At 38.6% G+C, this 24,345-nt stretch carries 21 protein-coding genes; 13 read left to right on the top strand and 8 right to left on the bottom strand.

Annotated elements, in window-relative coordinates; genetic code table 11:
• Both EU510_RS02575 and EU510_RS02570 read right to left on the bottom strand, forming a co-directional pair.
• Nucleotides 1-453: a hypothetical protein gene (locus EU510_RS02575; protein ID WP_149592121.1), complete on the bottom strand. Its 453-nt coding sequence runs from the start codon at nucleotides 451-453 to the stop codon at nucleotides 1-3.
• A gap of 111 nt (nucleotides 454-564) precedes the next feature.
• Nucleotides 565-1,989: a sodium-dependent transporter gene (locus tag EU510_RS02570; protein ID WP_149592120.1), complete on the bottom strand. Its 1,425-nt coding sequence runs from the start codon at nucleotides 1,987-1,989 to the stop codon at nucleotides 565-567.
• A 189-nt stretch (nucleotides 1,990-2,178) separates the two neighbouring features.
• Between EU510_RS02570 and EU510_RS02565 the strand changes: the two genes are divergently transcribed.
• From EU510_RS02565 to EU510_RS02540, 6 genes are all read left to right on the top strand, one after another.
• Nucleotides 2,179-2,481, top strand: coding sequence for a YciI family protein (locus tag EU510_RS02565; RefSeq protein ID WP_039488129.1), 303 nt, complete (start codon nucleotides 2,179-2,181; stop codon nucleotides 2,479-2,481).
• Nucleotides 2,482-2,643: 162 nt separating this feature from the next.
• The gene (locus EU510_RS02560) at nucleotides 2,644-2,901 is read left to right on the top strand and encodes a PepSY domain-containing protein (RefSeq protein ID WP_149592119.1); all 258 of its coding nucleotides are present in this window, start codon (nucleotides 2,644-2,646) and stop codon (nucleotides 2,899-2,901) included.
• 3 nt (nucleotides 2,902-2,904) lie between these two features.
• A complete protein-coding gene (locus tag EU510_RS02555; protein ID WP_002959806.1) occupies nucleotides 2,905-3,579 on the top strand; it encodes a response regulator transcription factor in 675 nt (224 codons plus the stop codon).
• Nucleotides 3,573-4,910, top strand: a complete 1,338-nt coding sequence (locus tag EU510_RS02550) for an ATP-binding protein (RefSeq protein WP_149592118.1) — start codon at nucleotides 3,573-3,575, stop codon at nucleotides 4,908-4,910. The genes EU510_RS02555 and EU510_RS02550 overlap by 7 nt, the downstream gene beginning before the upstream one ends.
• Nucleotides 4,897-5,307, top strand: coding sequence for a hypothetical protein (locus EU510_RS02545; protein ID WP_149592117.1), 411 nt, complete (start codon nucleotides 4,897-4,899; stop codon nucleotides 5,305-5,307). The genes EU510_RS02550 and EU510_RS02545 overlap by 14 nt, the downstream gene beginning before the upstream one ends.
• Before the next feature lie 119 nt (nucleotides 5,308-5,426).
• Entirely contained in the window at nucleotides 5,427-6,506 is a 1,080-nt protein-coding gene (locus tag EU510_RS02540) for a flavin monoamine oxidase family protein (RefSeq protein ID WP_149592116.1), read from the top strand.
• 68 nt (nucleotides 6,507-6,574) lie between these two features.
• On the opposite strand, the gene EU510_RS02535 is transcribed toward EU510_RS02540, so the two are convergent.
• Nucleotides 6,575-7,612, bottom strand: a complete 1,038-nt coding sequence (locus EU510_RS02535; protein ID WP_149592115.1) for an AI-2E family transporter — start codon at nucleotides 7,610-7,612, stop codon at nucleotides 6,575-6,577.
• A gap of 171 nt (nucleotides 7,613-7,783) precedes the next feature.
• On the opposite strand from EU510_RS02535, the gene EU510_RS02530 reads away from it, so the two are divergent.
• Together EU510_RS02530 and EU510_RS02525 are read left to right on the top strand one after the other, a co-directional pair.
• Nucleotides 7,784-8,674 carry a TIGR01777 family oxidoreductase gene (locus EU510_RS02530; protein WP_149592114.1) on the top strand — a complete coding sequence of 297 codons (891 nt, stop codon included), beginning with the start codon at nucleotides 7,784-7,786 and terminating at the stop codon, nucleotides 8,672-8,674.
• Between the two features lie 155 nt (nucleotides 8,675-8,829).
• Nucleotides 8,830-9,993: a GGDEF domain-containing protein gene (locus EU510_RS02525; RefSeq protein ID WP_149592113.1), complete on the top strand. Its 1,164-nt coding sequence runs from the start codon at nucleotides 8,830-8,832 to the stop codon at nucleotides 9,991-9,993.
• 87 nt (nucleotides 9,994-10,080) lie between these two features.
• Here the strand turns inward: EU510_RS02525 and EU510_RS02520 are convergent, their stop codons facing one another.
• Together EU510_RS02520 and EU510_RS02515 are read right to left on the bottom strand one after the other, a co-directional pair.
• The gene (locus tag EU510_RS02520; protein WP_149592112.1) at nucleotides 10,081-12,633 is read right to left on the bottom strand and encodes a glycoside hydrolase family 3 protein; all 2,553 of its coding nucleotides are present in this window, start codon (nucleotides 12,631-12,633) and stop codon (nucleotides 10,081-10,083) included.
• Complete coding sequence (locus EU510_RS02515) at nucleotides 12,633-13,907, bottom strand: sugar MFS transporter (protein WP_149592111.1); 1,275 nt, start codon at nucleotides 13,905-13,907, stop codon at nucleotides 12,633-12,635. The genes EU510_RS02520 and EU510_RS02515 overlap by 1 nt, the downstream gene beginning before the upstream one ends.
• A 268-nt stretch (nucleotides 13,908-14,175) precedes the next feature.
• Between EU510_RS02515 and EU510_RS02510 the strand changes: the two genes are divergently transcribed.
• The 3 genes from EU510_RS02510 (at nucleotide 14,176) to EU510_RS02500 (ending at nucleotide 17,940) form a co-directional block, all read left to right on the top strand.
• The gene (locus tag EU510_RS02510) at nucleotides 14,176-15,504 is read left to right on the top strand and encodes a GH1 family beta-glucosidase (RefSeq protein ID WP_149592110.1); all 1,329 of its coding nucleotides are present in this window, start codon (nucleotides 14,176-14,178) and stop codon (nucleotides 15,502-15,504) included.
• A 46-nt stretch (nucleotides 15,505-15,550) separates the two neighbouring features.
• Nucleotides 15,551-16,873 carry a glycoside-pentoside-hexuronide (GPH):cation symporter gene (locus tag EU510_RS02505; protein ID WP_149592109.1) on the top strand — a complete coding sequence of 441 codons (1,323 nt, stop codon included), beginning with the start codon at nucleotides 15,551-15,553 and terminating at the stop codon, nucleotides 16,871-16,873.
• A gap of 62 nt (nucleotides 16,874-16,935) precedes the next feature.
• On the top strand, nucleotides 16,936-17,940 hold the full coding sequence (locus tag EU510_RS02500; RefSeq protein ID WP_149592108.1) for a LacI family DNA-binding transcriptional regulator: 1,005 nt from the start codon (nucleotides 16,936-16,938) through the stop codon (nucleotides 17,938-17,940).
• An 84-nt stretch (nucleotides 17,941-18,024) separates the two neighbouring features.
• Here the strand turns inward: EU510_RS02500 and EU510_RS02495 are convergent, their stop codons facing one another.
• The gene (locus EU510_RS02495; protein ID WP_262501181.1) at nucleotides 18,025-18,693 is read right to left on the bottom strand and encodes a DUF2987 domain-containing protein; all 669 of its coding nucleotides are present in this window, start codon (nucleotides 18,691-18,693) and stop codon (nucleotides 18,025-18,027) included.
• On the bottom strand, nucleotides 18,686-19,492 hold the full coding sequence (locus EU510_RS02490; RefSeq protein WP_149592107.1) for a glucosaminidase domain-containing protein: 807 nt from the start codon (nucleotides 19,490-19,492) through the stop codon (nucleotides 18,686-18,688). Before EU510_RS02490 ends, EU510_RS02495 begins: the two co-directional genes overlap by 8 nt.
• A 184-nt stretch (nucleotides 19,493-19,676) precedes the next feature.
• Here EU510_RS02490 and EU510_RS02485 point away from each other — a divergent pair, with 184 nt between their 5' ends.
• Entirely contained in the window at nucleotides 19,677-20,969 is a 1,293-nt protein-coding gene (locus tag EU510_RS02485) for an anti-phage deoxyguanosine triphosphatase (RefSeq protein WP_149592106.1), read from the top strand.
• Nucleotides 20,970-21,057: 88 nt separating this feature from the next.
• Here EU510_RS02485 and EU510_RS02480 read toward each other — a convergent pair whose 3' ends face one another.
• Nucleotides 21,058-23,214, bottom strand: coding sequence for a prolyl oligopeptidase family serine peptidase (locus tag EU510_RS02480; protein WP_149592105.1), 2,157 nt, complete (start codon nucleotides 23,212-23,214; stop codon nucleotides 21,058-21,060).
• 163 nt (nucleotides 23,215-23,377) lie between these two features.
• Between EU510_RS02480 and EU510_RS02475 the strand changes: the two genes are divergently transcribed.
• A complete protein-coding gene (locus tag EU510_RS02475; RefSeq protein WP_149592104.1) occupies nucleotides 23,378-23,692 on the top strand; it encodes a DUF962 domain-containing protein in 315 nt (104 codons plus the stop codon).
• The last annotated feature ends 653 nt before the right edge of the window (nucleotides 23,693-24,345 follow it).

The following is a 24,345-nucleotide window of genomic DNA, read 5'->3' as shown; positions in this document are numbered from 1 at the left end:
TTAAAATATTTTTATATTTAATGTTTGAATTAAACAATTTAACTTTTCGCTACGCCCTACAAACTCTTCTTTGCTTAATCTATTAACGCACTTCAGCGCGTTTTTAGTCGCAAAATATCTGTCATAACTTAGGCTTCTTTGGCATTTAACACTATACGTTGAGGGCCAAGAGCCACCGGCACCCGTTGCTATGCCAACAACGTTACATGTAGCATCTATATACTGCTCCCATGCTGTTATTTGGGCTTTAACTGCGTCTACTTGGTAATCATCAGTTAGTTGAGGGTAAATTTCATCCATCATTTTACTGATTTTAGTTTTGTACCTATTACCCTCTAAATTATAAGTAATGCCGGTGTGCATTGCACCGCCTTCAGGCCAACCATCAGCACTTTGTGCAAGTGCGCCGAATGATGAGATAGCAAAAGCAAACCCAATAATAATTTTATTCATTTTAAATCCCTTTAATAGTTAGATCAGATACCTGTAAAAAACACCTATAAAAAATGCCGCTAAGCTTAACTGAGCGGCATTATATTATTCAACAAGTTTTAAAGAGGTTTATTAAAAACCAAATATTTTTAAATCAAAAAACTTAGTCGCCACTGTATTAATAAATATCACAGCTAAAATAACAGGAATAAACGTTGAAAGTGAAAAGTTAACGTATTTTTCCATAAAGCTTCCTGCATAATTAGGCGAACCTAAGCTTAGCTCTTGTGTTAAGCGTGCTTTTTTCCAGCGATACATAACAAACAAACACACCATTAAACCATTAAGCGGTAAAATTGTGTCGTAAAATACATCAACAATAATATCAAAAAAGCTCTTATTAACACCGCCGTAGCTTGTCACTGATGTAAGGCTGTCAATCATACCAAACGACGTTGTACATAAAATAGTAAGTACACCGGTTGAAAGTGTAAGAATGCCCAATGCTTTTTTACGGCTAATACCTTTGCGGTCACTTAGGGTTGCAGTCGGGACTTCTACTATTGAAACAAGCGAGGTAATCGCTGCAAAAAATACTAATAAGAAGAACGAAAATGCAACAATAGATGCACCTACATAGCCAATATCATTTTGCAGTGCTAATAAAATTTTAGGTAAGTAAACAAAAATCATGGATACAGACGAGTCAGAAAGTGCTGCAGGGTCTGTATTTGGATCAAAACTAAATATAGCGGGTAGCACCATTAAACCCGCTACAAACGCAACGAGTGAGTCAGTAATAGCAACCATTTTAGCGCTACTTACAATGTCATCCTTTTTAGAAATATACGACGCGTAAGTCATTAGGATACCCATCCCCAAAGATAGTGAGAAAAACGCTTGGCTTAATGCGCCATTTAAAACACTTGCATTCATTTTAGAAAAATCAGGAATAATATAGTATTTAACGCCAGCCATTGCGTTATCAAGCGTTAATACATAAATAACGAGGGCGAGCAGCATAACCAATAAAGCGGGCATTAAAAACTTAGCGGCTTTTTCTATGCCCTGCTTAACACCGCCTAATAAAATTAAGTTCACCATAATAACTACAACGGCCATATAACCGAACACAGTGTAACTATTAATAAAAACACCAAAGTGGCCGGGATCTGCTAATAAGTCTAAATTACCTAGGCCTGTTTGCGTTAAATAGCCAAAAATCCAAACCGTAATTACCATATAAAATACAGCAATCATAAATGGTGTAAGCACAGCTAAAAAGCCTGCAAACTTCCATTTTTTATCGTTATTTGATAATAGTTTATACGAACCAAGTGGATCTTTTTGAGCGTTACGACCCATTGCCATCTCAGCCATCATGACTGGTAAACAAATGAATACGACAAATAAAGCGTAAATTAATAAAAATGCGCCGCCGCCATTTTTAGTAGCAGAAACCGGAAAGCCAACTAAATTACCAATACCAACAGCCGAACCTGCTGCCGCTAATATGAATCCGAGACGGGAACTAAATCGTTCTCTATTTTCGCTCATGCTTAAAACCTTTTTATTATTTTGTATATTTCAGGGACTCTACCAGTGTTACACAGAGATTTTCAAGCAATTACAGTGTAAAAATAAAATCGATGTGTAAACCTGTGTAAATACGCTTTTAATTCACCAATTTTCAACGCTGTGGTAGTATTGCGTTAATCAAATTTAACAATTTTTATGAGATTACTTATGTTGTACATGATTCACTCAACAGATGTTGAAAATAGCTTAGAGCTCAGAAAAGCAGCACGCCCAGCACATTTAGCACGCCTGAGTGAGCTTGATTCTCAAAATCGTTTACTTACCGCAGGTCCGTTTCCGGCAGTCGATAGTGAAGATCCTCAAGAAGCAGGTTTTACCGGTTCATTAGTTGTTGCGGAGTTTGAGTCAATTGAAGCCGCTCGAGAATGGGCAGCAGCTGACCCTTACGTTGCCGCTGGCATCTATGAAAATACAGTGGTAAAACCTTTCAAAAAAGTGTTCCCTGCTTAAAAGTGTATTAAACCCTAAGAGCGTGCGTTGCACTGTAATTCAGGGTTTGTTCACAAGATTTTAATTAAAATTACCAAGATAAAAGCGAATTTAGCGTTTTTACTTGAATTTTAGTAACTTAGTTAATTAAACTAAGTGGGTCTGGTCTAGGAGTTTTCCATTATGCGCGTATTATTAAGCCTCGGTTTTATTGCTTGTGTTAGCTTAGCTAACTTTGCTCAAGCAGCGACGGCCGCCCAAGCATCTCATGCTAAGGTGGACAAAAAGAAAGCCGTAATACTTGCAAAGAAAACAATAGGCGGTAAGACCTTAAAAATTACCGAAAAAACAGATTTTTATACCGTACGAATACTCAAATCTGACGGCCACGTCGTTGATTTACATATAAATAAAAAAACCGGCGAAGTGAAAAAGGATTAACAAATGCGAATTTTAGTTATTGAAGACGATTTACATTTAGCAGATAACCTACGTAATGCTTTAGAAAAAGAACGTTACAGCGTGGATTTATGCCACGACGGTGAAGCAGGTCTTTTCCACATTACAGAATACCCGCTTGATATGGCCGTAGTTGATTTAGGTTTACCTAAAATAGACGGTATTGAGCTAATCAATAAAGCACGAGCACAAGGCATTACTATTCCTATTTTAATCTTAACAGCGCGCGACCGCTGGCAGGACAAAGTAGAAGGTTTAGATGCAGGTGCTGATGACTACCTTACCAAACCATTTCATGTTGAAGAACTTATTGCACGTTGTAATGCATTAATTCGTCGCAGTGCTGGTAAAGCAAATCCAGAAATGACTGCGGGCCCAATTAAAATTCATACACGTTCACAACAAGTATGGGTTGATGATAAAGAGCTTAGCCTTACAGCTTACGAATATAAAGTACTTGAATACTTAATGGTAAATCCGCAAAAAGTAATTTCTAAATCAGAACTTACTGAGCATATTTACGACCAAGATTTCGATCTTGATTCAAACGTAATTGAAGTATTTGTACTACGTTTGCGTAAAAAGCTTGACCCTGATGGTGTGCTCAATCCAGTAGAGACATTACGTGGGCGTGGTTACAGGCTTAAAAGCCAGTGGTAATACCGCAAATATCGTTAAAAATAAGGCAAGGATTTATCCTTGTCTTTGTTTTATTAGTCGCACTCCCTATCTTATTTTATTCAATTGGCAAAGCGTATTACGCTTCACTTGTTGATGCGACAGAAAAAACTCTCGAAGCACAGCTTTACTCGCTAATATCTGAAGTCGACTTTACTGAGCATGGTATTATTATGCCCAGCACTATTTTAGCGCCTGAGTTAAACAGATTAAATTCAGATACCTACGCAATGATTTACCGCGATGATGACCCTGTTTGGAACTCAGAATCGGCTGTAAATTTAAACTATGTACCAGAGCAAATAGAAACCAAAGCCGGTGCCGCCGATTTTAGGCGCGTGGAGTATAATAACACCGCGTACTGGCAACTTAGCCTAACAGTAATTTTAAATAACATAGACCAATCAGAACAAGCTCGTTTTATATTAGTTAAACGTAATGACGCTCTACTTCGTTTAATGGATGGCTTTAAGCAAACCCTTGTAGATTGGATGTTTATAATGGGCATTGCAATTGCAGGCCTGATGGCGATTGGTTTTATTTGGAGCGCTCGCCCACTCCAACGACTCGATAAAGAAATAAAAGCGATTGAATCGGGTGATATTCAAGAAATTAAAGGCCTTTACCCTGTAGAACTGCAAACAATAAAAGCAGACCTAAACTTGCTACTTGAGTCGCAACAACGCCAAAAAGAACGTTATAGAGCCTCATTAAGCGACCTCGCTCATGCTCTTAAAACACCGCTTGCGGTACTTAAATCAAGTCCATTGGCAAACGATGCCGATGCACAAGAACAACTCGACCGCATTAATGTGATGATCGAACACCAATTAAAACGTGCTGCAACGGGTGCGTCAGATACCTGGAAAAAACAAACACCAGTCAAGCCTGTACTTGATTCAATACTCAGTGCTATGGTAAAAGTATACCGTGATAAAGATATTATTTTTACCTGCACCGTAACCGAAAAAGATTACTTTTTAGGTGACCAAACAGATTTAATGGAATTACTCGGCAACCTGATTGATAACGCTTGTAAAGCGTGTCGCTCACAAGTAGCAATACAAGTTATTCAAAGCAAAACTTTGTGTATTGGAATTAGCGATGATGGCCCTGGCGTACCAGAGGACAAACGTGAATCTTTACTTACACGCGGTACTCGCCTCGATACATACGAAAGCGGACATGGCGTAGGCATGGCGATTGTATCTGACTTAGTTAAGTCTTATCACGGAACACTTACCATTACTGATGCTGATAACTTAGCTGGCGCTCAATTTATTTTAGAGTTTAATTACAATGACAAAAAGTAGCTGGTTATTAAAACTCACTGCTATTGTGCTATTAGCTTCAAGCCAGTACAGCTTTGCAGATGAAGCATGTACTTTAGCTGCTAAAGCAACAACCGATGAAGCTAAGCGGTATATTCAATGCTTAGACACCCAGATTGATAAAGCAAAGCAAGCACAAGGCAGTTGGATACAAAAGCGCAAATATGAGCTAACTAAATCACAAGAAAGCACAGGCAATACGCAAGTGTTACCGTTATTTATGCGCAGCATTAAAAATAATGAAAAGTATCTTGAGAGCGCCTGCCAATGGCGTTACTTAATAAAACTACCTAATGCGACAACAGCAGCCATTAGCTATAAACTCTGTGAAATTGAGCTTATAAATCAATTTACGGAATCACTAAAACACCCATTTTAACGTAACTTAGGCAAACCCAATTAGTTGCGTTTGCAGCTCTCTCTAGCCTACTTGACAATTTATTTGTATCGAAACAAACTATCTACTAGTAGATTGCTAAAAAACTAATGAGTTAACAAATGACTAAACCAGTAATTATTATAGGTGGCGGACTTGCTGGCTTATACAGTGCATACAAGTTGCAAATACTTAATATTCCTTACTTATTGCTAGAAGCTAAATCGCAATTGGGTGGTAGAATTTTTGCCGCGCAATCACAAATAAATAACGATATTAGTTTTGATTTAGGCCCTACGTGGATATTTCCCCATCAGCCAAAAATTCAAGCGCTAGTAAAGTCACTCCATTTAAGTATATTTGAGCAATACAACAAAGGTGATGTGTTATATCAAGCACCTAACTCCGGGCAACCTCAACAAATTGCAGGTGCTGGAGATATGCAATTATTTAGACTCAAACACGGCATGAATACCTTAATAACTGCCTTGTATGAGCAACTTAATCCCGATTCAGTGTTGGTAGATAACAATGTCACTGAGCTTAAAAAGAGCGATAATAGCTGGCAAATTACGGTTAATCACTTAGGCAATATAAAGCACTTTACAACTGAAAAGCTAATTTCAGCAATTCCTGCTCGTATGGTTACAACGCATTTAACACCTGAACTATGGGCGACTCCAACACTCATAAACCGCCTTAGCAGCGTACCTACATGGATGGCAGGACAAGCCAAATTTATAGCTACTTTTGAACATGCATTTTGGCGTGATAAAAACTTATCAGGGCAATGCTTTAGCCGCGTAGGCCCTATGGTCGAAATTCACGATGCGAGTGCTGAGGATAGCAATTACGCCGCATTATTTGGCTTTATAGGTTTGCCCTACTTATCACGAAACCAAGTAACTCAAGAGCAATTAATTCAAGCCTGTGCCCAACAGCTTAGCTATTTTTATGGTAAGGATGCTGAAAAGGCAACGGGATACTTTATTAAAGACTGGGCAGAGGATAAATTTGTAGCTAATAGAGACGATCAAACTCAGCCTTCACAGCATCCAGAATTTGATTTTTCAAACTTGGATGAGCAATTAAGTAACCTTAATATTCATTTTGTAGCGAGTGAGTTTGCAAAACAAGAAGCAGGATATTTAGAAGGCGCAATAAACGCTGTGGATGACGCTATTAAGTCGTTTATTAATTAATAGCTCTGTATTTACTGATAACTTAACCATCAGGGCTTTAATTCTACAGCCCTTGATGGTTATAGATATTAGTTGTTTTTAGTAACCTCTTCACCACTGCCCAGTAAAGTGGCAACCCACTTACCTTCTACACTGGCTTCTAGGGCTATTTTTACAATCATCGTTAATGGAACAGATAAAAGCATACCCACAGTACCTAATAACCAGCCCCAAAATATCAATGATAAAAACACCACTAACGTTGAAAGACCCAACCCTTTACCCAAAAATTTAGGCTCTACAATATTACCCATTACCGTATTTATTGTTAAATATCCTGCAGCAACAAGTCCTGCCACTAATGGGCCTTGAGTAATTAGGGCAAGTAATACAGCTGGTACCGCCGCAATAATGGAACCTATATTTGGAATGTAATTGAACATAAATGCCAACACGCCCCAAAGCACAAAGTAGTCAACGTCTAAAATCCATAAGTAAAACGCAGCAATAATACCCGTCCCTAAACTTACTAGCGTTTTAATTGCCAAGTATGAATTAATAGACTCTAAAAAGCGGTCAATTTGCTTCATTTTACTATCAGGGTCTTCAAGTGCCATATGTATTTTCTTGCTCAGCATTGGCCCTTCAAACAGCATAAAAACAACGGTTAAAATAATTAAAAACATGTTTGCCATTACGCCACCTAATCCAGTGAGCATATTAGTGGCCACATCAACCATTTTGCCGGGGTCGAACATATTAATTAGCTGGTCTTTATTGATCAGTATGTTGTATTGAGATGCTAAATCGACCAGCCATACAAATTCTTCTTTAAGTTGTGCTTTATACTCAGGAAGTTGCTGAGAAAAATCGTTGATAGATTGCCCTACAAGCCCACCTAGGCTTACACCTAAGCCAACTATAATAAGCACTACCAGCATAACAGCAATGCCTTTAGGAATTTTGTAGCGCGCAAAAAACTTGATAAGCGGGTTACAAATAATGGCAATAAATGCCGCCAAAATAAACGGAATAATAATTACACTCGCGGCTTTTATTCCGGCGAGTACCACTACTAAGGAAGCAAAAACTATTAAGCTTTTATTCACTCCAGTTAAACTTGCCAATTTATTAATCCTTTTATTAACTATATCGCCCCAGTGTAAGGCAAAAGGTAATTAAATGAAATAATTACGAAGTGATCATAAAAGCCTGTTGTACGTATAAATTTGCAAAGCCGTTTGCTAGCGAGTATGTTTTTTTAATCACTTGCTTCTATTTTATTGTAAGGATTAATAATGCATATATTTATAACTGGCGCGACCGGATTAATTGGTAAGCACTTATGCCCTTTTTTACTTCATCATAATACTGTTACTGTACTTAGCCGCAATCCAACTAAAGCAAATGTATTATTAGGCCACAAAGTTAAAGCCGTAAGTGACATTAGTGATGTTGATTTTAACACTGTTGATATCGTTATTAATCTTGCTGGCGAGCCGATTGTAAATAAACGCTGGAGCGACAAACAAAAGCAAATAATACGAAACAGCCGTATTGATATTACACAGCAAATTAGTGAAGCTATTAAAGCCTGTAGTTCTCCCCCGCATACCTTTATATCTGGAAGTGCCGTCGGTTTTTATGGTCGACAAAATAGTAACCCTATTGATGAAACGTTTGAGAGCCCACACAATGAATTTAGCCACCAGCTTTGTAAAGACTGGGAAAGTGCAGCACTACTTGCACAATCAGAACAAACTAGAGTATGCCTTTTGCGCACCGGTATTGTTTTAGCTAAAAAAGGAGGTGCACTTGGAAAAATGTTGCCTGCTTTTAAATTGTGTTTAGGCGGCCCGATTGGTAACGGCGAGCAAGGTATGTCGTGGATACACATCGACGATATGATTCAGCTAATACTCTTTATTATTAAGCACCCAGAAATATCAGGACCTGTTAACGCTACAGCTCCAAACCCTGTAAGCAATGCTCAATTTAGTAAAAGCTTAGGCGAAGCGCTCTCTCGACCTGCATTTATTCCTATGCCCACTGCAGCACTGAAACTATTAATGGGTGAAATGTCAGACTTACTAACAACGGGGCAATTTGTAGTGCCTAAAAAAGCACTCGTTCATAATTATCGTTTTCATCACCTTGATATTAAATCGGCTTTAGAGAGCTTGGTTTAGCGGGCGTTAATATTCGTTCAGTTAAAATCCCTCCCAAATTAGACGTATGGGTAAATCACTACTTTTTACCCATATTGACCTTTAAACATTAATACATAATAATCATCACGTTTTCCACGCCAACCACGCCTATCTTTAATAAAAGAGAATCTTAAATGCTACACCTGCCTACAGTGATCAGTCTCTCTTTCATTCTTAACGTATTAATAGGCCTATTTTTTTTATCTGTACATAACTTTAAAAAACAAACATCATTTTTATTACTTGGCCTAGCGTGTATCACTTTTGCATTTGCCGAATTACTTGCCTGTTTAAAGTTAGTAATAGACGTGCCTTTTATTACACACTATTTGGCTGATATTTTTATATTACTAAGTCCATTTTTAATTATTGTTGGATTACATAAATATAAACACAGCAAACCATTAAACTTAGTGCCACTGTATTATTTGCTTGGCTTTACAGCGCTGACCTTACTGCCCATATATCCTTATTCAGCAGGGCAAATGCTAACAAGTTTTGTTATTTCGGGCCTATACCTCTACTCAGCTTACATTATTAAAAGTATGAGCTTTGTAGCAACGTTGCAGAAAAAAGCGCTTGTTGTGTGCTTTTTAATTCATACCCTTTTAATGCTCACACAAACAACATTACTCGCAATTCCTTACCTGGGTGCTAATTCAGCTAATTACCTTGAATCACTCCAGTTTATTTTAAGTAGCCATTTAATTTTAGCTACTTGCAGCGCACTTATATTGCCGTATCTGCTGGCTTCGAATACTGAACATACGCTTTCAAGCCTTGCTAATACCGACACGCTCAGTCAATTACTTAACCGCCGTGGCTTTTTTACAAAAAGCAGGGAAGCACTAAGTAAACCTAAAAACATAGATAAAAATGTATCTGTTATTTTGCTCGATATTGACTTTTTTAAACGTGTAAACGATCAATTTGGCCACGAAATGGGCGATCAGGCAATTAAATGGATATCTCAACATATTAAAGAGCAATTTTTAAATGTGGGTATTAGTGCCAGAATTGGCGGAGAAGAATTTGCCATTTTACTGCCTGATTACAGCCTAAGTGCAGCAAAAAATGATGCAGAGCAATTACGAAAAAATATAAGTATCCAGCCTTTTTATCATGACGGACAACACATTAGCCTCTCGGTAAGCGCTGGAGTAAGTAATGCGATCAATGGTGAGGCCACAATAAAAGAGCTACTTGCTTATGCGGATAAACGCCTTTACTTAGCTAAAGAAACAGGCCGAGACAAAGTGGTTACCTTTGATGAAAAAAGCTTATTAATGCAAAGCTAATCGTCAAAGATAAACACGCCCTAATATCTACATAAAAAAAGCCCTTCATTCGAAGGGCTTTGGTATACACACAATAGAGTTTGTAAACTACCTACAAGAAAGTGTAGCCTCGTCCGCTTTATTTGGCACAAACTGAATATTAGCTACAGAAATTGATGCTTTACCATCGCTGTGTAAGCTAAATGGGCTTGTTAGGTTTGCAAAATTAACACCCTTATCAGCAAAACAACCTAAATCAATTGATACTGACTGCCATTTATTTCCAATGGTTTTATCCACTACGTTTGCTAAATCAATGCTTGCACCACACTCATCCGAGCAAGTCATAGCAAGCGCTACATCGCTCGTTAGTGCTTCGTTTAATTTAATATCAAAGCTAATCACACCATTTGCTTCAACATAGGCAATAGTATCTTCTGCAAAGCTTGTTACTATTTCAGCACTGGCTTTTTCTGCACCGCTGAAATTAAATTGGCGCGCGTCTTCTTGTACTGTTTTGTCCTCAGTACGGTATTTAATTGCACCAAATTCATGCGTACTACTTGATACATCTAGAAGCTCATCGCCCGACTTTAACAATAAGCGCCATGGTGCTACAGGAGCACCAACAAGTATATCCATACTCGTAAGCCCTGAGTTATCAAGTTTAGAGTCTTCATCAAGGTCGTCAGCTAGCACGTTTTTATCGCCATACGTTAAACCAAAACCATAAGGAAGTAATGGATCGTAATTTTCATCGCCTTTATTAACCGCAGTTTGTACCGCCGATTTAGGCCAAGAAAACGATAGCTTACCTTTAAAGTTATTTTGAATGGTGCCGTCTGCCGCTTTTAATAAAACATCAGCAATACCTGCACCTTCTGTACCAGGTAACCATGCAGCTACAAACGCATCAGATGCATTAAGTTCGCTGTTAACCCACATAGGGCGACCTGATATAAACACAGATATAACAGGGATACCTTGCTCTTTTAGCGAACTTAAAAGTGCTAATGACTTTTTATTTCCGCGTTCAAACTCAAGGTTATCTTTATCGCCGTGCCCTTCTGCGTATGGTTCTTCACCAAATACAACAATGGCAACATCAGGACGTTGTTCAAACGTACCATCTGCACTTAAAGTAACACTTCCACCTGCTGCAGATATTTGCTCTTCAAGCCCTTTGTAAATTGACGTTGCTCCAGGGAAATCTGCATTTTTGTTATTAGTCCCTTGCCACGTAATACTCCAACCACCCGACTGTTTACCTATGTTATCGGCACCATCACCCGCTACAAGTACGCGTTGATTAGCTGCGATAGGTAATAGGTTATTTTTATTTTTAAGCAATACAAGCGATTCGCGCACAGCTTGACGTGCGACTTCGCGATGCGCTTGCGCGCCAATAAGCTCTGTTTTACCCGAGTAAAGACGCTTAGCCGGACTTGGTTTATCAAATAACCCAGCGCGTAATTTAACGCGTAAAATACGTGCCACCGCATCATCAATGCGGCTCATACTTATTTTACCTGCTTTTACTTGTGCAATTGTATTTTCATATAGCGGCTTCCACGCACTTGTTGGCACCATAAAAATATCAAGGCCAGCATTTACCGCTTCTGGGCAGCTTTCGTTAGTACAGCCTTTAATTTGCCCATGGCCGTTCCAATCACCTACTACAAAACCATCAAAACCCATACGTGTTTTTAATACATCCGTAAGTAAATATTTATTGCCGTGATTTTTAACGCCATTCCAGCTATTAAAAGACGCCATAACAGATTGACTACCCGCCGACAAACCACCTACGTAACCTTGCGCATGAATATCAAATAGCGATTGCTCACTGTCTATATTATTTCCCTGATCATCCCCATCAACGGTGCCGCCATCGCCAATAAAGTGCTTAACCGTGCTAATAACGCGCTTATCACTTAAAAAGTCGCCATCGGCTTTACCTTGCAATCCATTTACAATCGCTGCTGAGTAATCGTGAACAATTTTTGGATCTTCAGAATAGCCTTCGTACGTTCTGCCCCATCGGTCGTCTCGTACTACTGCTACAGTGGGTGCAAATACCCAATCTATTCCCGTAGCCATTACTTCTACTGCGGTAATAGACGCTATTTGCTCTATTAAATCTGGGTTATTAGCCGCGCCTAAACCAATATTATGTGGAAAAAGCGTCGCGCCAATTACGTTATTATGACCATGTACTGCATCGGTGCCCCACATAGTCGGAATTTTGCTGCCATCCACAGAGTCATCAATAGATGCTTGATACATTTTTTCTGCAAGTGCAACCCAATCCTCTGGCGTTGCATGCTTATCGCCATTAGGGAATGCACCACCGCCATTAAGGTAAGAGCCAAAACCATATTTACGCATGTCTTCAACGGTAATATCACGAATTTCTGGTTGAATCATTTGCGCTACTTTTTGCTCAAGCGTCATATTTTCTAAAAACGTGACAATTTGAGCCTCAATAGCAGGGTCTTTTTTCACTGCAATTGAAAGCTTTGGCCAGATTTTCTCTAGCTTTGATTGCGCTTCAACATTTACTTTTTCAACATTGCTTTCGTTAGTACATCCGCTTAGTGCAGTAACACTCCCTACTAACGTTGCAATTGCTAATGCATTAAGTTTAAAAGTCGTTTTCATTATGATGGCTCCTTCACTAATACTGGTTTGCTGCCTTTTAGGCCGTAAAAAACAATGAATATGTAACATAAAATAGGTAAAACATACGAAAGTTGAACACCCACACTGTCAGCAAGCGCACCTTGTAAAAGTGGCACTATTGCACCACCTACAATCGCCAAACACAAAATACCAGAGCCTTGAGCTGTATGCTTACCAAGTCCATTTAACGCTAAACTAAAAATAGTTGGGAACATAATAGAATTGAATAAACCAACCAATAGTATTGACCACATTGCTAATTGACCCGACGTGCTCATGGCAATAATGACTAAGATAATAGCCATAGTTGCGTTAAAGCCAAGTACTTTACCAGCAGGTAGTTTTTGCATTACAGCAGCACCAATAAAACGCCCAACCATAGCACCACCAAAATAATAAGTGATGTAATGAGCTGCGACATTTTCTTTTAGCCCTGCTATATTTTCTTGTGCTAAAAAGCTTACTAAAAAGCTACCAATTGCCACTTCGGCGCCTACATACATAAATATACCCACAGCACCTAATACAAGATGGCGATACTGCCAAGCACTGCCTTCAATTGCATCTGAGTTTTCGGCTTCTGCTTTTTGCTCGCTCATAATGTCAGGTAATTTAAGCCAAGCAAAAATACCGGCTAGTAAAATAAGCATTGCAGCTAAAAGGAGGTAAGGAAGTTGAACTGACTCTGCATTTTGAGCAGGTGTTAAAAAGGCATCCGACGCTGAGTCTAGAATCAACAAAGCACCAAATGATGGCGCAACAGTGGTGCCTAATGCATTAAAAGCTTGGGTAAGCGTAAGTCGAGATGATGCAGTTTTTGGTGAGCCCAACAAACTTACATAAGGATTAGCAGATACTTGCAATAACGTTATGCCGCTGGCAAGTACAAATAAAGCGAATAAAAATACAGGATAACTATGTAAAGACGCTGCTGGGTAAAATAATATACACCCGACCGCTGCAATTAATAATCCAATCACAATGCCTTTTTTATAGCCCACCTTTTTAACTATATAACCACTTGGAAGTGACATTAAAAAGTAAGCGCCAAAAAAGCAAAACTGAACCAACATGGCTTGTACATACGTTAGGTTAAATACGGCTTTTAAGTGTGGGATTAAAATATCATTTAGGCAGGTTATAAATCCCCACATAAAAAATAATGTTGTTAAAGAAGTTAATGCAAAACTGTAATTTTTATCCTGATAGTTTTGCGACTGTGTGTGTGTTGTCACTGGTGCTGAACTTGCCATGTGTTCTCCGTATTTTATTATTATAAATCTATTCTTAAGCTGCTCTGCTTTAGTTTTCAGCTGTCTTTAAACCATCCAGAAGCATTAAAGAGTTGACCTAAGAATTAATAAACACTAACCTTAAATGTAAGCGCTTTCATATGCAATTAAATACGAACAAGCTGTATATTTCAACACTTTTTATTTTTTGTACCACGCATACAGCATTAATTAAGCAAAAACACAGAGCTGATTTCTCTGTAAATGACTAACAAAAGGTTTGTTATTAATGACAAAATTATCACTACCACCCCATTCACCGCTTTTATCTAAAAACTTTGTATACGGTGTGGCTACGGCTTCTTTTCAAATAGAAGGCGGATCACAAGATCGTCTCCCATGTATTTGGGACACTTTTTGCGATACACCCAATAAAATAGTCGATAGCTCAGACGGTCATACCGCGTGCGATCACTATAACCTTTGGCGTGATGATATAGACCTTATTGAGTCACTTGGCGTAGATGCTTACAGGCTTTCTATTTCATGGCCGCGCGTGATGACCCAAGAAGGAAAGTTAAATCCTGTAGGCGTTAAGTTTTATACTGATATTTTAGATGAGCTAAAACGTCGCAATATTAAAGCCTTTGTTACTTTGTACCACTGGGATTTACCGCAGCACCTTGAAGATGAAGGCGGTTGGCTAAACAGACAAACAGCTTACGCTTTCGAACATTACGTAAATTTAATTACTAAAGCCTTTGGCGATCGCGTTCACTCTTATGCCACATTGAATGAACCATTTTGTAGTGCATTTTTAGGTTACGAAATTGGTATTCATGCCCCAGGTAAAGTGGGTAAAGAATATGGTCGTAAAGCAGCGCATCATTTATTATTAGCCCACGGACTCGCTATGAGCGTATTAAAGCAAAACTCGCCTAATACTTTAAATGGCATAGTGCTTAACTTTACGCCGTGTTATAGCCTTACTCAAAGTGATGAAGACTTAAAAGCCACTGCATTTGCAGATGATTACCTTAATCAGTGGTATATCAAACCAATAATTGATGGCCAATATCCTGATATAATTAATCAATTACCATTAAACCATCAGCCTGAGATTTTTGAAGGCGATATGGAATTAATTTCTCAATCTATTGATTACTTAGGTATTAACTTTTATACCCGCCAAGTTTATAAAGCGCACCCTACTGACATTTATGAGCCTATTGCACCTAAGGGTCCGCTCACTGATATGGGATGGGAAATTTACCCGCAATCGTTCACCGACCTGCTCGTATCGCTTAATAAAACATATACCTTACCGCCTATTTATATAACCGAAAATGGTGCAGCAATGCCCGATACGTATAATAATGGTGAAGTTAACGACTTAGACCGTTTAAGTTATTATAATACTCATTTAAACGCGGTTCATAATGCGGTTGAGCAAGGTGTTGTTATACATGGCTACTTTGCTTGGAGCTTAATGGATAACTTTGAATGGGCAGAAGGCTATTTAAAACGTTTTGGTATTGTGTATGTAGATTATAAAACTCAGCAACGCACTATCAAAAATAGTGGCTTAGCTTATAAAGAACTCATCTCTAAAAGATAAGAATATACCCATAACTAAAAACAAGTATAAAGCGGGATAAATAATCATGGTCAGTGTAAAAGAAAAAATAGCGTATGGCTTAGGCGACACCGCCAGTAATATTATTTTTCAAACAGTTATGATGTTTTTAATGCTGTACTACACAGACGTAGTGGGTTTATCACCCGCTGTTGTCGGTACTATGTTTTTAGCAGTACGTATTTTTGATGCCGTAACCGATCCATTAATGGGCAACCTTGCTGACAAAACACATACTCGCTGGGGGCACTTTCGCCCCTACCTACTTTGGCTTTCACTTCCTTTTGCCATTATTAGTATTTTAGCGTTTACTACGCCTAATTTAGAAGGCACCGATAAAATAGTTTACGCCTTTACTACTTACACACTGCTAATGGTGGCTTACACCGCTATCAATATTCCTTATTGTGCACTGGGCGGTGTACTTACAAGCGACGTAAAAGAGCGCGTGACTATTCAGTCTTACCGCTTTGTATTTGGTATGTTAGGCGGTGTAATAGTAGCGGGTTGTACTATGCCAATGGTTGAGTACTTTGGCCAAGGCGATGCAGCCAAGGGCTATCAATACACAATGACTGCAATGAGCATTTTAGGATTTGTACTGTTTTTACTTTGTTTTTTAGGCACAAAAGAGCGTATACAACAGCCAAAAGAGCAAAACATTCCTTTTACACAAAGTGTTAAAGCATTAATTAAAAACGATCAATGGCGAACGCTTTGCTTAGCTGCGTTCTTTTTACTTACCGGTCAAGTATTAAGGCTTACGCTTGCTGTTTACTACGTAAAATACTATTTAGGTCGAGACGATTTAATCACCCTCTTCATGACTCTAGGCGTTGCAGCAAGCATGCTAGGGTGTGCTTTAGCTCAACCGCTTGCAAAGCGCTTTTGTAAAATAAAAGCCTATATAAGCTTACAAGTTATTGCTGCCGCTATTTGCGGATTTAGCTACTTTATTAGTGAAGATCAATTAGTACTGGCATTTACCGCCTTTATTTTATGGAAATTCTTTTTAGATATGGCTACCCCACTGTTGTGGGCAAAAATGGCCGACACTATAGATTACGGGCATGAAAAAACTGGTGTACGCATTACCGGTTTAGTTTATTCAGGTGTCATATTTTTTATTAAAATGGGCGTGGCAGTAGGCGGCGCAATTGCAGGCTGGTTGTTATCTTTTTATAGCTATCAGGCTGATGTAGTACAAACTATTGATACTCAACACGGTATTTTGCTCTCATTTACTGTGTTACCTGCTTTTGGATCTTTATTTGTTGCCTACATAATGAAAAAATATACACTGACTAATCAGGTTGTTGAAAATATTCAATCTAAACTAACAGCTAGTTAAGATATATACTCTAAGGTATTATTTAGCCGAAGTAGTTAAGGATAAGCGAGTGAACAAATAACATGGCAACAATTTATCAAGTCTCAGAGCTTGCGGGCGTATCGTTAGCCACCGTTTCTCGCGTGATGAACAAAAATACCCGTGTAAGCGATAAAACCAAACAAAAAGTGCTTGATGCCATGGAGCAGCTTGGCTACAAGCCTAACTCAATAGCGCAATCTTTAGCCTCTAACTGTACTAACAGTGTCGGTATTTTAGTATCTGAGTTACATGGTCCTTTCTTTGCCCAAATGATGGCAGGTATTGAGTCGGAGCTTCGTGCTGCGGGTAAACACGTTATTATTACCACCGGCCACAGTGAAGAAGACAAAGAACAAGAAGGCATTGAGTTTTTAATTAGCAGACGCTGCGATGCTATTATTTTGCACGTAGAAGCCGTTTCAGACGACTACCTAATAAAACTAAGCCAAGGCTCTACGCCCGTTTATTTAATGAGCCGTTACGTAGAACAACTAAAAGATAACTGTATCAGCCTAGATAATCAATTAGGTGGCTACCTAGCGACTAAATCGATATTAAATCAAGGCCATACAGAAATAGCGTACATTGCAGGCCCGCAGTTTAAAGCCGATGCTTTTAACCGCTTAGAGGGTCATAAACAAGCACTCGCAGAGGCTGGTATTAAATTTGATCCTGCGCTTTTTTATATTGGCGACTTTAACGAAACCGGTGGTAGTAAAGGCTTAAAACATTTTATTGATGAAAAGCTCAGCTTTACTGCGCTGGTGTGCGCCAATGACGAAATGGCGTCTGGTGCTATGAAATATGCTCGAGAGCACGGTTATAATTTACCAAACGATTTATCGATTGTTGGGTTTGATAACGTTATTTTTGCAAACTACCTGTACCCTACACTCACGACCATAGATAATCCTGTCGGGAAAATGGGCGAAATGGCAGCTAAATTAGTGCTTAAAGATGTTTATCAAAATAAAAACCTTGTTATAAATCGCTTTTTTGAACCTACTTTAATGCAGCGCGATTCATCTGCACCACTTATTAAATAAAGACTAAAAGCGATTACTTATTTGGGTACAAAAAAAGCGGCTACATGCCGCTTTTTATATGTAAGCTACTTAGCTAAACGCTGATCACTTAACAATCCAAGGCGTTACTTTAATAACCTGCGATATATCACCAAGTGACGCGGTATCATCCTCCCAGCTATCTTCAACTGCAAAATAACACACCGACTTTTCACACGTTATGCTTTTATCATCAAACTGCATTGGGCTTTWAAATGTAACCGCCACGCCCTTTTGCTCTGGTAATAAAAACCACATTAATTTACTTACAAAAAAGCCCGACAAATCAGTTAACAGCTCATCAAGTTCTTCGTTAATGGTATATAACGACTGCTTTGAAAACGTTAAATCTTCAAGTTCGTTTGCTTCTATTTGAAGTTTTAATTGGCAATCATGATCTGGGTTTTGTGGTTGAATAACAATCACCGCTTTATCGCTATCAAGTTGCTTATCGAACGGTAATAGCAGCTGTGCTTTATCGGTAAAGTTAAGTGGGTACTCGTTTTTTTCAGTTAAAATAGTACCGTTTTTAATGGCACATGCTTCGTTAGTTGCTATATCACTTATATAAAAGTTAACTCGCGCATATTGAAAATCGCCTTTGTTAACCACTTTTAATCGGTCATAAAAGCCGTCATACGACATCACAAATTCTCTGGCATTAACATTAAATGCACTCATGCCCATCAGCACTAACGCAATGGCGTTGGTGCAATTAAAAATGTATTTATTCATCAAAGTAGGCTCTATTTTGGCTAATCATCGTGTTTAGCTCTTCTATATACGCTTCACCGCGCTCAGAGTAAGACATTAAACCGTGTGTAAGTTCAGTCGCTAAAATTGGTTTTTGCTCAAGACGTAAGTTTTCCCGAATTGCGCGTAAATCTTTATAAGCAGGATGCGTATTTATGTTTTTAAAGTAAGAGTTTATAGCCGCTCTTACCGATTTAAACGCAGCAACTTCGTGTGCAGCTCCAGTATTACGGCGTTTTGGTACCATGCCACAACCTTTTGTGTAACACCACTGACCAAAAAAGTTAAGGCCAATACGCGCAAAACGCGATGTGCCCCACGCAGATTCATTTGCAGCTTGCATAAGCGCTAATTCTTTAGGAATTATATCAACACGGCGTAGTGCTTGCGTAAGCACTAGCGTATCAATTGTGGCTGGTAAACCGTACGACTTTAATATTGCTGCAACATCTTTACTTTGCTTTTTTTCTAAAGGTAATTCGTTTTGTAGCATCATGCGTGCTATTTCAAGCTTAGCGCGTTGCTGTAATATTTTTTTGTTTTCGGCTTCAACGTGCGGACGAATAAAGCTAAAAAATGCATGTTTTTTTTCTTTAACATCACTAAATTCTGAAAACTTTGGCAGTTTTACATTATGTAATGGTTTTTCTTTTTTCTTCACTTTTTTTGGTTGTTCTGACGTTTGTTCATCTAGTTCAACATCATCATTTTGTATAAACGGATATGCAAGCGCCCATACAAAAAATACGGTTAACAAAAACTGAAAAATAATTCTTAGCATGTATTCTCTCTTTCAAACAACTAATTATGCATGGTTAATACACAAGCATACGAAGGCACATTATACCTAAGCCACTTTATAAACGCGAATAACGAAAAGTAGTGCATTTGTTCATTCGCAATTTATAAGTCCATGGGTATACTGAGCAAAGTTTAATAATATTAACTATGTGTGAGTAAGCAGTATGGATAAACAATGGCAAAGCCGAATAATAGAGCAATATAAACATCGTCCTAACGATAACCGCTCGCCGTGGCAGGTCGATCGTTCGCGTATTATTCATGCAGCTGCATTTAGGCGTTTGCAAGCTAAAACCCAAATTATGGGCATTGGCCTAAACGACTTTTACCGCACTCGCCTTACCCATTCTTTAGAAGTATCGCAAATTGGTACCGGCATATTGCGCCATTTAAAAGCGCAACATAGCGACTTTACGCACTTTCCATCAACTGGACTGCTCGAAACATTGTGCTTGGCGCACGATATTGGCCATCCGCCTTTTGGCCATGGTGGTGAAATAGCGCTAAATTACATGATGCGCGATCACGGTGGTTTTGAGGGTAACGCACAAACACTGCGCATAGTTGCAAAACTTGAGCCCTACAGTAATGGCCACGGTATGAACCTAACTCGTCGTACTTTATTAGGATTTATAAAATACCCCGCGTTTATTAATACGCTTTGGCATACCATTCCCGATGCAAAAACCGGTCGTGCATTTATTAAAGCTGATGATTGGCGACCTGCCAAAGGGTTATACAACGACGATGCAACCATATTCAATTGGATAGTAGAACCACTGAGTCAAAACGATAAAACGTTGCTTGGCAACCACGCTGCAATTGATAAGTACCGCGCTAAAACAACCTATAAATCGCTCGACAGCGCCATAATGGAGCATGCCGACGATATAGCATACGCGGTACACGACTTAGAAGATGCCATTGCAACCCACGTACTCACATTAGACGATTGGCAAACTCATGCTTTACCTCATTTAAAAGCACTTAACTTTGACTGGTTAAACACCATGCTTGAATCGCTGACCCAGCGCTTGTTTTCAAAAAATGATTATGAGCGAAAAGATGCCATAGGTGAGCTGGTTAATACCTTTATTATTCATATACATTTGGATATTCAAAACGATAACTTTGAATGCCCTATTTTAAAGTACACCGCTAAATTAGATGCCCAATACGACAGTGTGTTGCAAATACTGAAGCATTTTGTGTTTCAACGTTTAATACGCGACCCCGAAATGCAGCAAATAGAGTTCAAAGGTCAAAACTTACTAATAGAGTTATTTACCGCGTTTGCGAGCGATCCGCTGCGTTTATTGCCCGAAACAACACAAGCACAATACATAGAAGCGCAAAAGCAAAACCAAGGGATGCGTATAATTTGCGATTACTTAAGCGGCATGACCGACGAATACGCCTATAAAACGTATCAACGATTGTTTTCACCTATGCAGTAACAATAGTGCCAATTTAAAAAGGCCGAGTAAATTAAATTTACTCGGCCTTTTGCTCAGCTATTAAGTTAGCTATTTTGTTAAAGCGCTTTTATAACGACTCTACGCCCATGTTATATAGCGTAAAACCAAATATATCAGCGTACTGCTCAATTGTTTTACTCGTTGGAGTACCTGCACCATGCCCCGCATTGGTTTCTATGCGAATAAGCGTTGGGTTATTACCTGTTTGCTTTGCTTGAAGCTCAGCTGCAAACTTAAACGAATGCGAAGGAACAACGCGGTCATCATGATCGCCAGTTGTGATCATAGTGGCTGGATACTCAACACCTGCTTTTACATTATGAAGTGGTGAGTAACCTTTAATGTATTCAAACATTTCTTTGCTTTGCTCACTGGTGCCGTAGTCGTATGCCCAACCAGCGCCCGCAGTAAATGTATGGTAGCGCAGCATATCAAGTACACCTACAGCAGGAAGAGCAACTTGAAATAAGTCTGGGCGCTGCGTCATCACTGCGCCAACTAACAAACCACCGTTAGATCCACCGCGAAGTGCTAAGCGTTTTTTAGAGGTGTACTTCTTATCTTTTAAGTACTCAGCCGCAGCAATAAAGTCGTCAAACACATTTTGCTTTTGCAATTTAGTGCCTGCATTATGCCAGTCTTTACCGTACTCACCACCACCGCGAATATTAGCAATGGCGTATACACCACCTTGCTCAAGCCATACTGCATTAACTGGGCTAAAGCTTGGCGTTAAACTAATATTAAAACCACCGTAACCGTATAAAATAGTAGGGTTTGAACCATCAAGCTTAATGCCTGTTTTATAGGTAATTACCATCGGTATTATAGTACCGTCTTTTGATGTGTAAAACACCTGCTCAGACGTGTAATCATCACTATTAAAATCAATAGCCGACTTACGATAAACACCCGATTCCCCCGTAGTTACGTCAAACGTATAAGTAGTACCTGGTGTTTTGTAGTTAGTGAACGAATAATAAAGCGTTGTTTGATCTTTTTTACCGCCAAAACCGCGTGCTGTACCTACGTCTGGCAATGTAATTTCGCGAATTAGCTCACCTTTTTTGTTGTACTGTTTTACCTGCGAAATCGCATCAACCATGTAGTTTGCAAAAAAGGTATCGCCGCCTTTTGTAAGGTTTAGTACGTTTTTGGTTTCAGGAATTAAATCAACCCAATTTTCTGGGCTTGGGTTGCTTGCATCAACCGTCACTACTTTTTTGTTTGGTGCATTAAGGTTAGTAACTAAAAACAGCTTGCTGCCTTCGTTATCAATCACTGATGTATCTGAATCAGTATTTCCAACAACCGTTACAAACTCACTGTTTTGCTTTGTTAAGTCTTTTATAAACAGCTTATTGCCTGAGGTAGATGTACTAGCTGAAATAAGTAAGTATCGACCATCATGAGTTACATCAGCGCCTACATAGCGATGTTTTTGCGCATCAGTTTCACCAAATACAACACTATCAGCTGACTGAGCAGTACCTAACTTATGGTAATACGCTTTATGCTGATCTGTTTTAGCCGAAAGCTCACTGCCTTTAGGTTTTTCGTAACTTGAATAATAAAAACCTTCGTTGCCAAGCCACTCTATGCCACTAAATTTAACGTCAACAAGCGCTTCTTCAACTTGTTCTTTAGTATGTGCATCAATAACTATAATTTTACGCCAGTCGCTACCACCTTCAGATATTTGATAAGCGAGTAATGAGCCGTCTTTTGAAAACGATAAACCCGACATAGACGTCGTACCATCGTCACTAAACTTGTTTGGATCTAAAAATACTTCTACGTCGCCGCCATCTTTACTGCGGTACAAAACATATTGATTTTGCAGACCATCGTTTTTATAAAAATAGGTGTAATCGCCTTCAGTAAAAGGAGGGCCTATTTTTTCGTAGTTCATTAGTTTTTCAAGGCGCTGCTTTAATTTATCGCGATAAGGTATTTGTTCTAAATAAGAAAACGTTAAATTGTTTTGCGTTTTAACCCAATCGGCAGTTTCGCTGCTCATGTCATCTTCAAGCCAACGGTATGGGTCGCTAACCGCTTCTTCAAAGTAGGTATCTACGACATCGCCTTTTTTTGTTTCTGGGTATATAACTGCGTTAACTTGCTTCATAGGTGCTTTTACTTCTTCTTGAGTTACCGTATTAGTTGGCTCTGAACAGCCGCTAAGCGCTACAATTACAGCACACGCTAGAGTATGTTTAAACATCCTGAGTTCCATTCTTATTTATTAATAGTGCGCCTAAGTTATTAACTTTTAGCCCTTTTGTCTATTTAGATGCGTTAAGCGTCATTTATCGCTGTAAACAAATGTAAACTTACGCTTTAATAGCACTACCCTCATAAAATAAAAAACAATAAAAGAGCACACAATGCAAAGTACAAACCCCACATTTAAAAGCTTTAAAGCCTTCTATCCTTATTATTTAAAAGAGCACCGCAACGTGATTTGCCGCCGCTTACATTTTATAGGAAGTGCACTTGTTCTTGCTGTAATCGCAGTAGCATTATTAAAACAACACTACAGTTTATTGTGGCTATTACCTGTTATTGGGTATGGGTTTGCGTGGATTGGGCATTTCTTTTTTGAAAAAAACCGCCCAGCTACTTTTAAACACCCTTTTTACAGTTTGTGGGGAGATTGGGTAATGTTTAAAGATATGCTTGTTGGAAAAATTAAATTTTAACACTATTTTTAGCACTCTTTTTTATACCAATTACTTATAAAAACAAAATTGCTTCATGCTTTAAAGTATAGGCTCGATTAAGTAGTACATAATTTATAAACCATTCGTCAAATGTTAATTAAATTAACAATTGATGAATTTATTTGTATTTAAAATTTTTAAAAATATTTATAGCCAAACAGCTGTTTATTGCTAGGCCAATAGAAATGGCTTCTTACTTGTAATTAGTCATCCCCGCCAGACTCGTCTTACCAGTTAATTAAATGTTAACTTAATTTTTAAATATAATTCATTACCCATCAATTACTTAGCAATTACCTTCGCTATATAACTAAAACAATGGTCATTATAAAAAACAATCAAATGTAATTATAAAAACACCTAAATTAATTGAATGTTATTCAATTGACTGCCTTTGTTAATTAAGTATATGTTCAAGGTAACAAAAAAGTTTATACCAATCCGCTTAATTAGGTGATCTATTTTGAGGATGGAAAAACGTGTTGATAGCTAGGCAAAAAATTCGCTATTTAGTTGTTCTCGGCAATTGCTCCTGCATTGCTCTACCTTCTGCATCCATGCAGTCGTAAATGAGAATTTTTTAACGCAGGTAACGGCACGTTTAGCCCCTAAAAATGATTAAGTATTATTGC

Source organism: Pseudoalteromonas sp. FUC4 (genome assembly GCF_008370255.1).
Lineage (GTDB): Bacteria > Pseudomonadota > Gammaproteobacteria > Enterobacterales > Alteromonadaceae > Pseudoalteromonas.
Note: the sequence above shows the minus strand (reverse complement) of the source record. Positions and strands in the feature narration are given on the sequence as shown.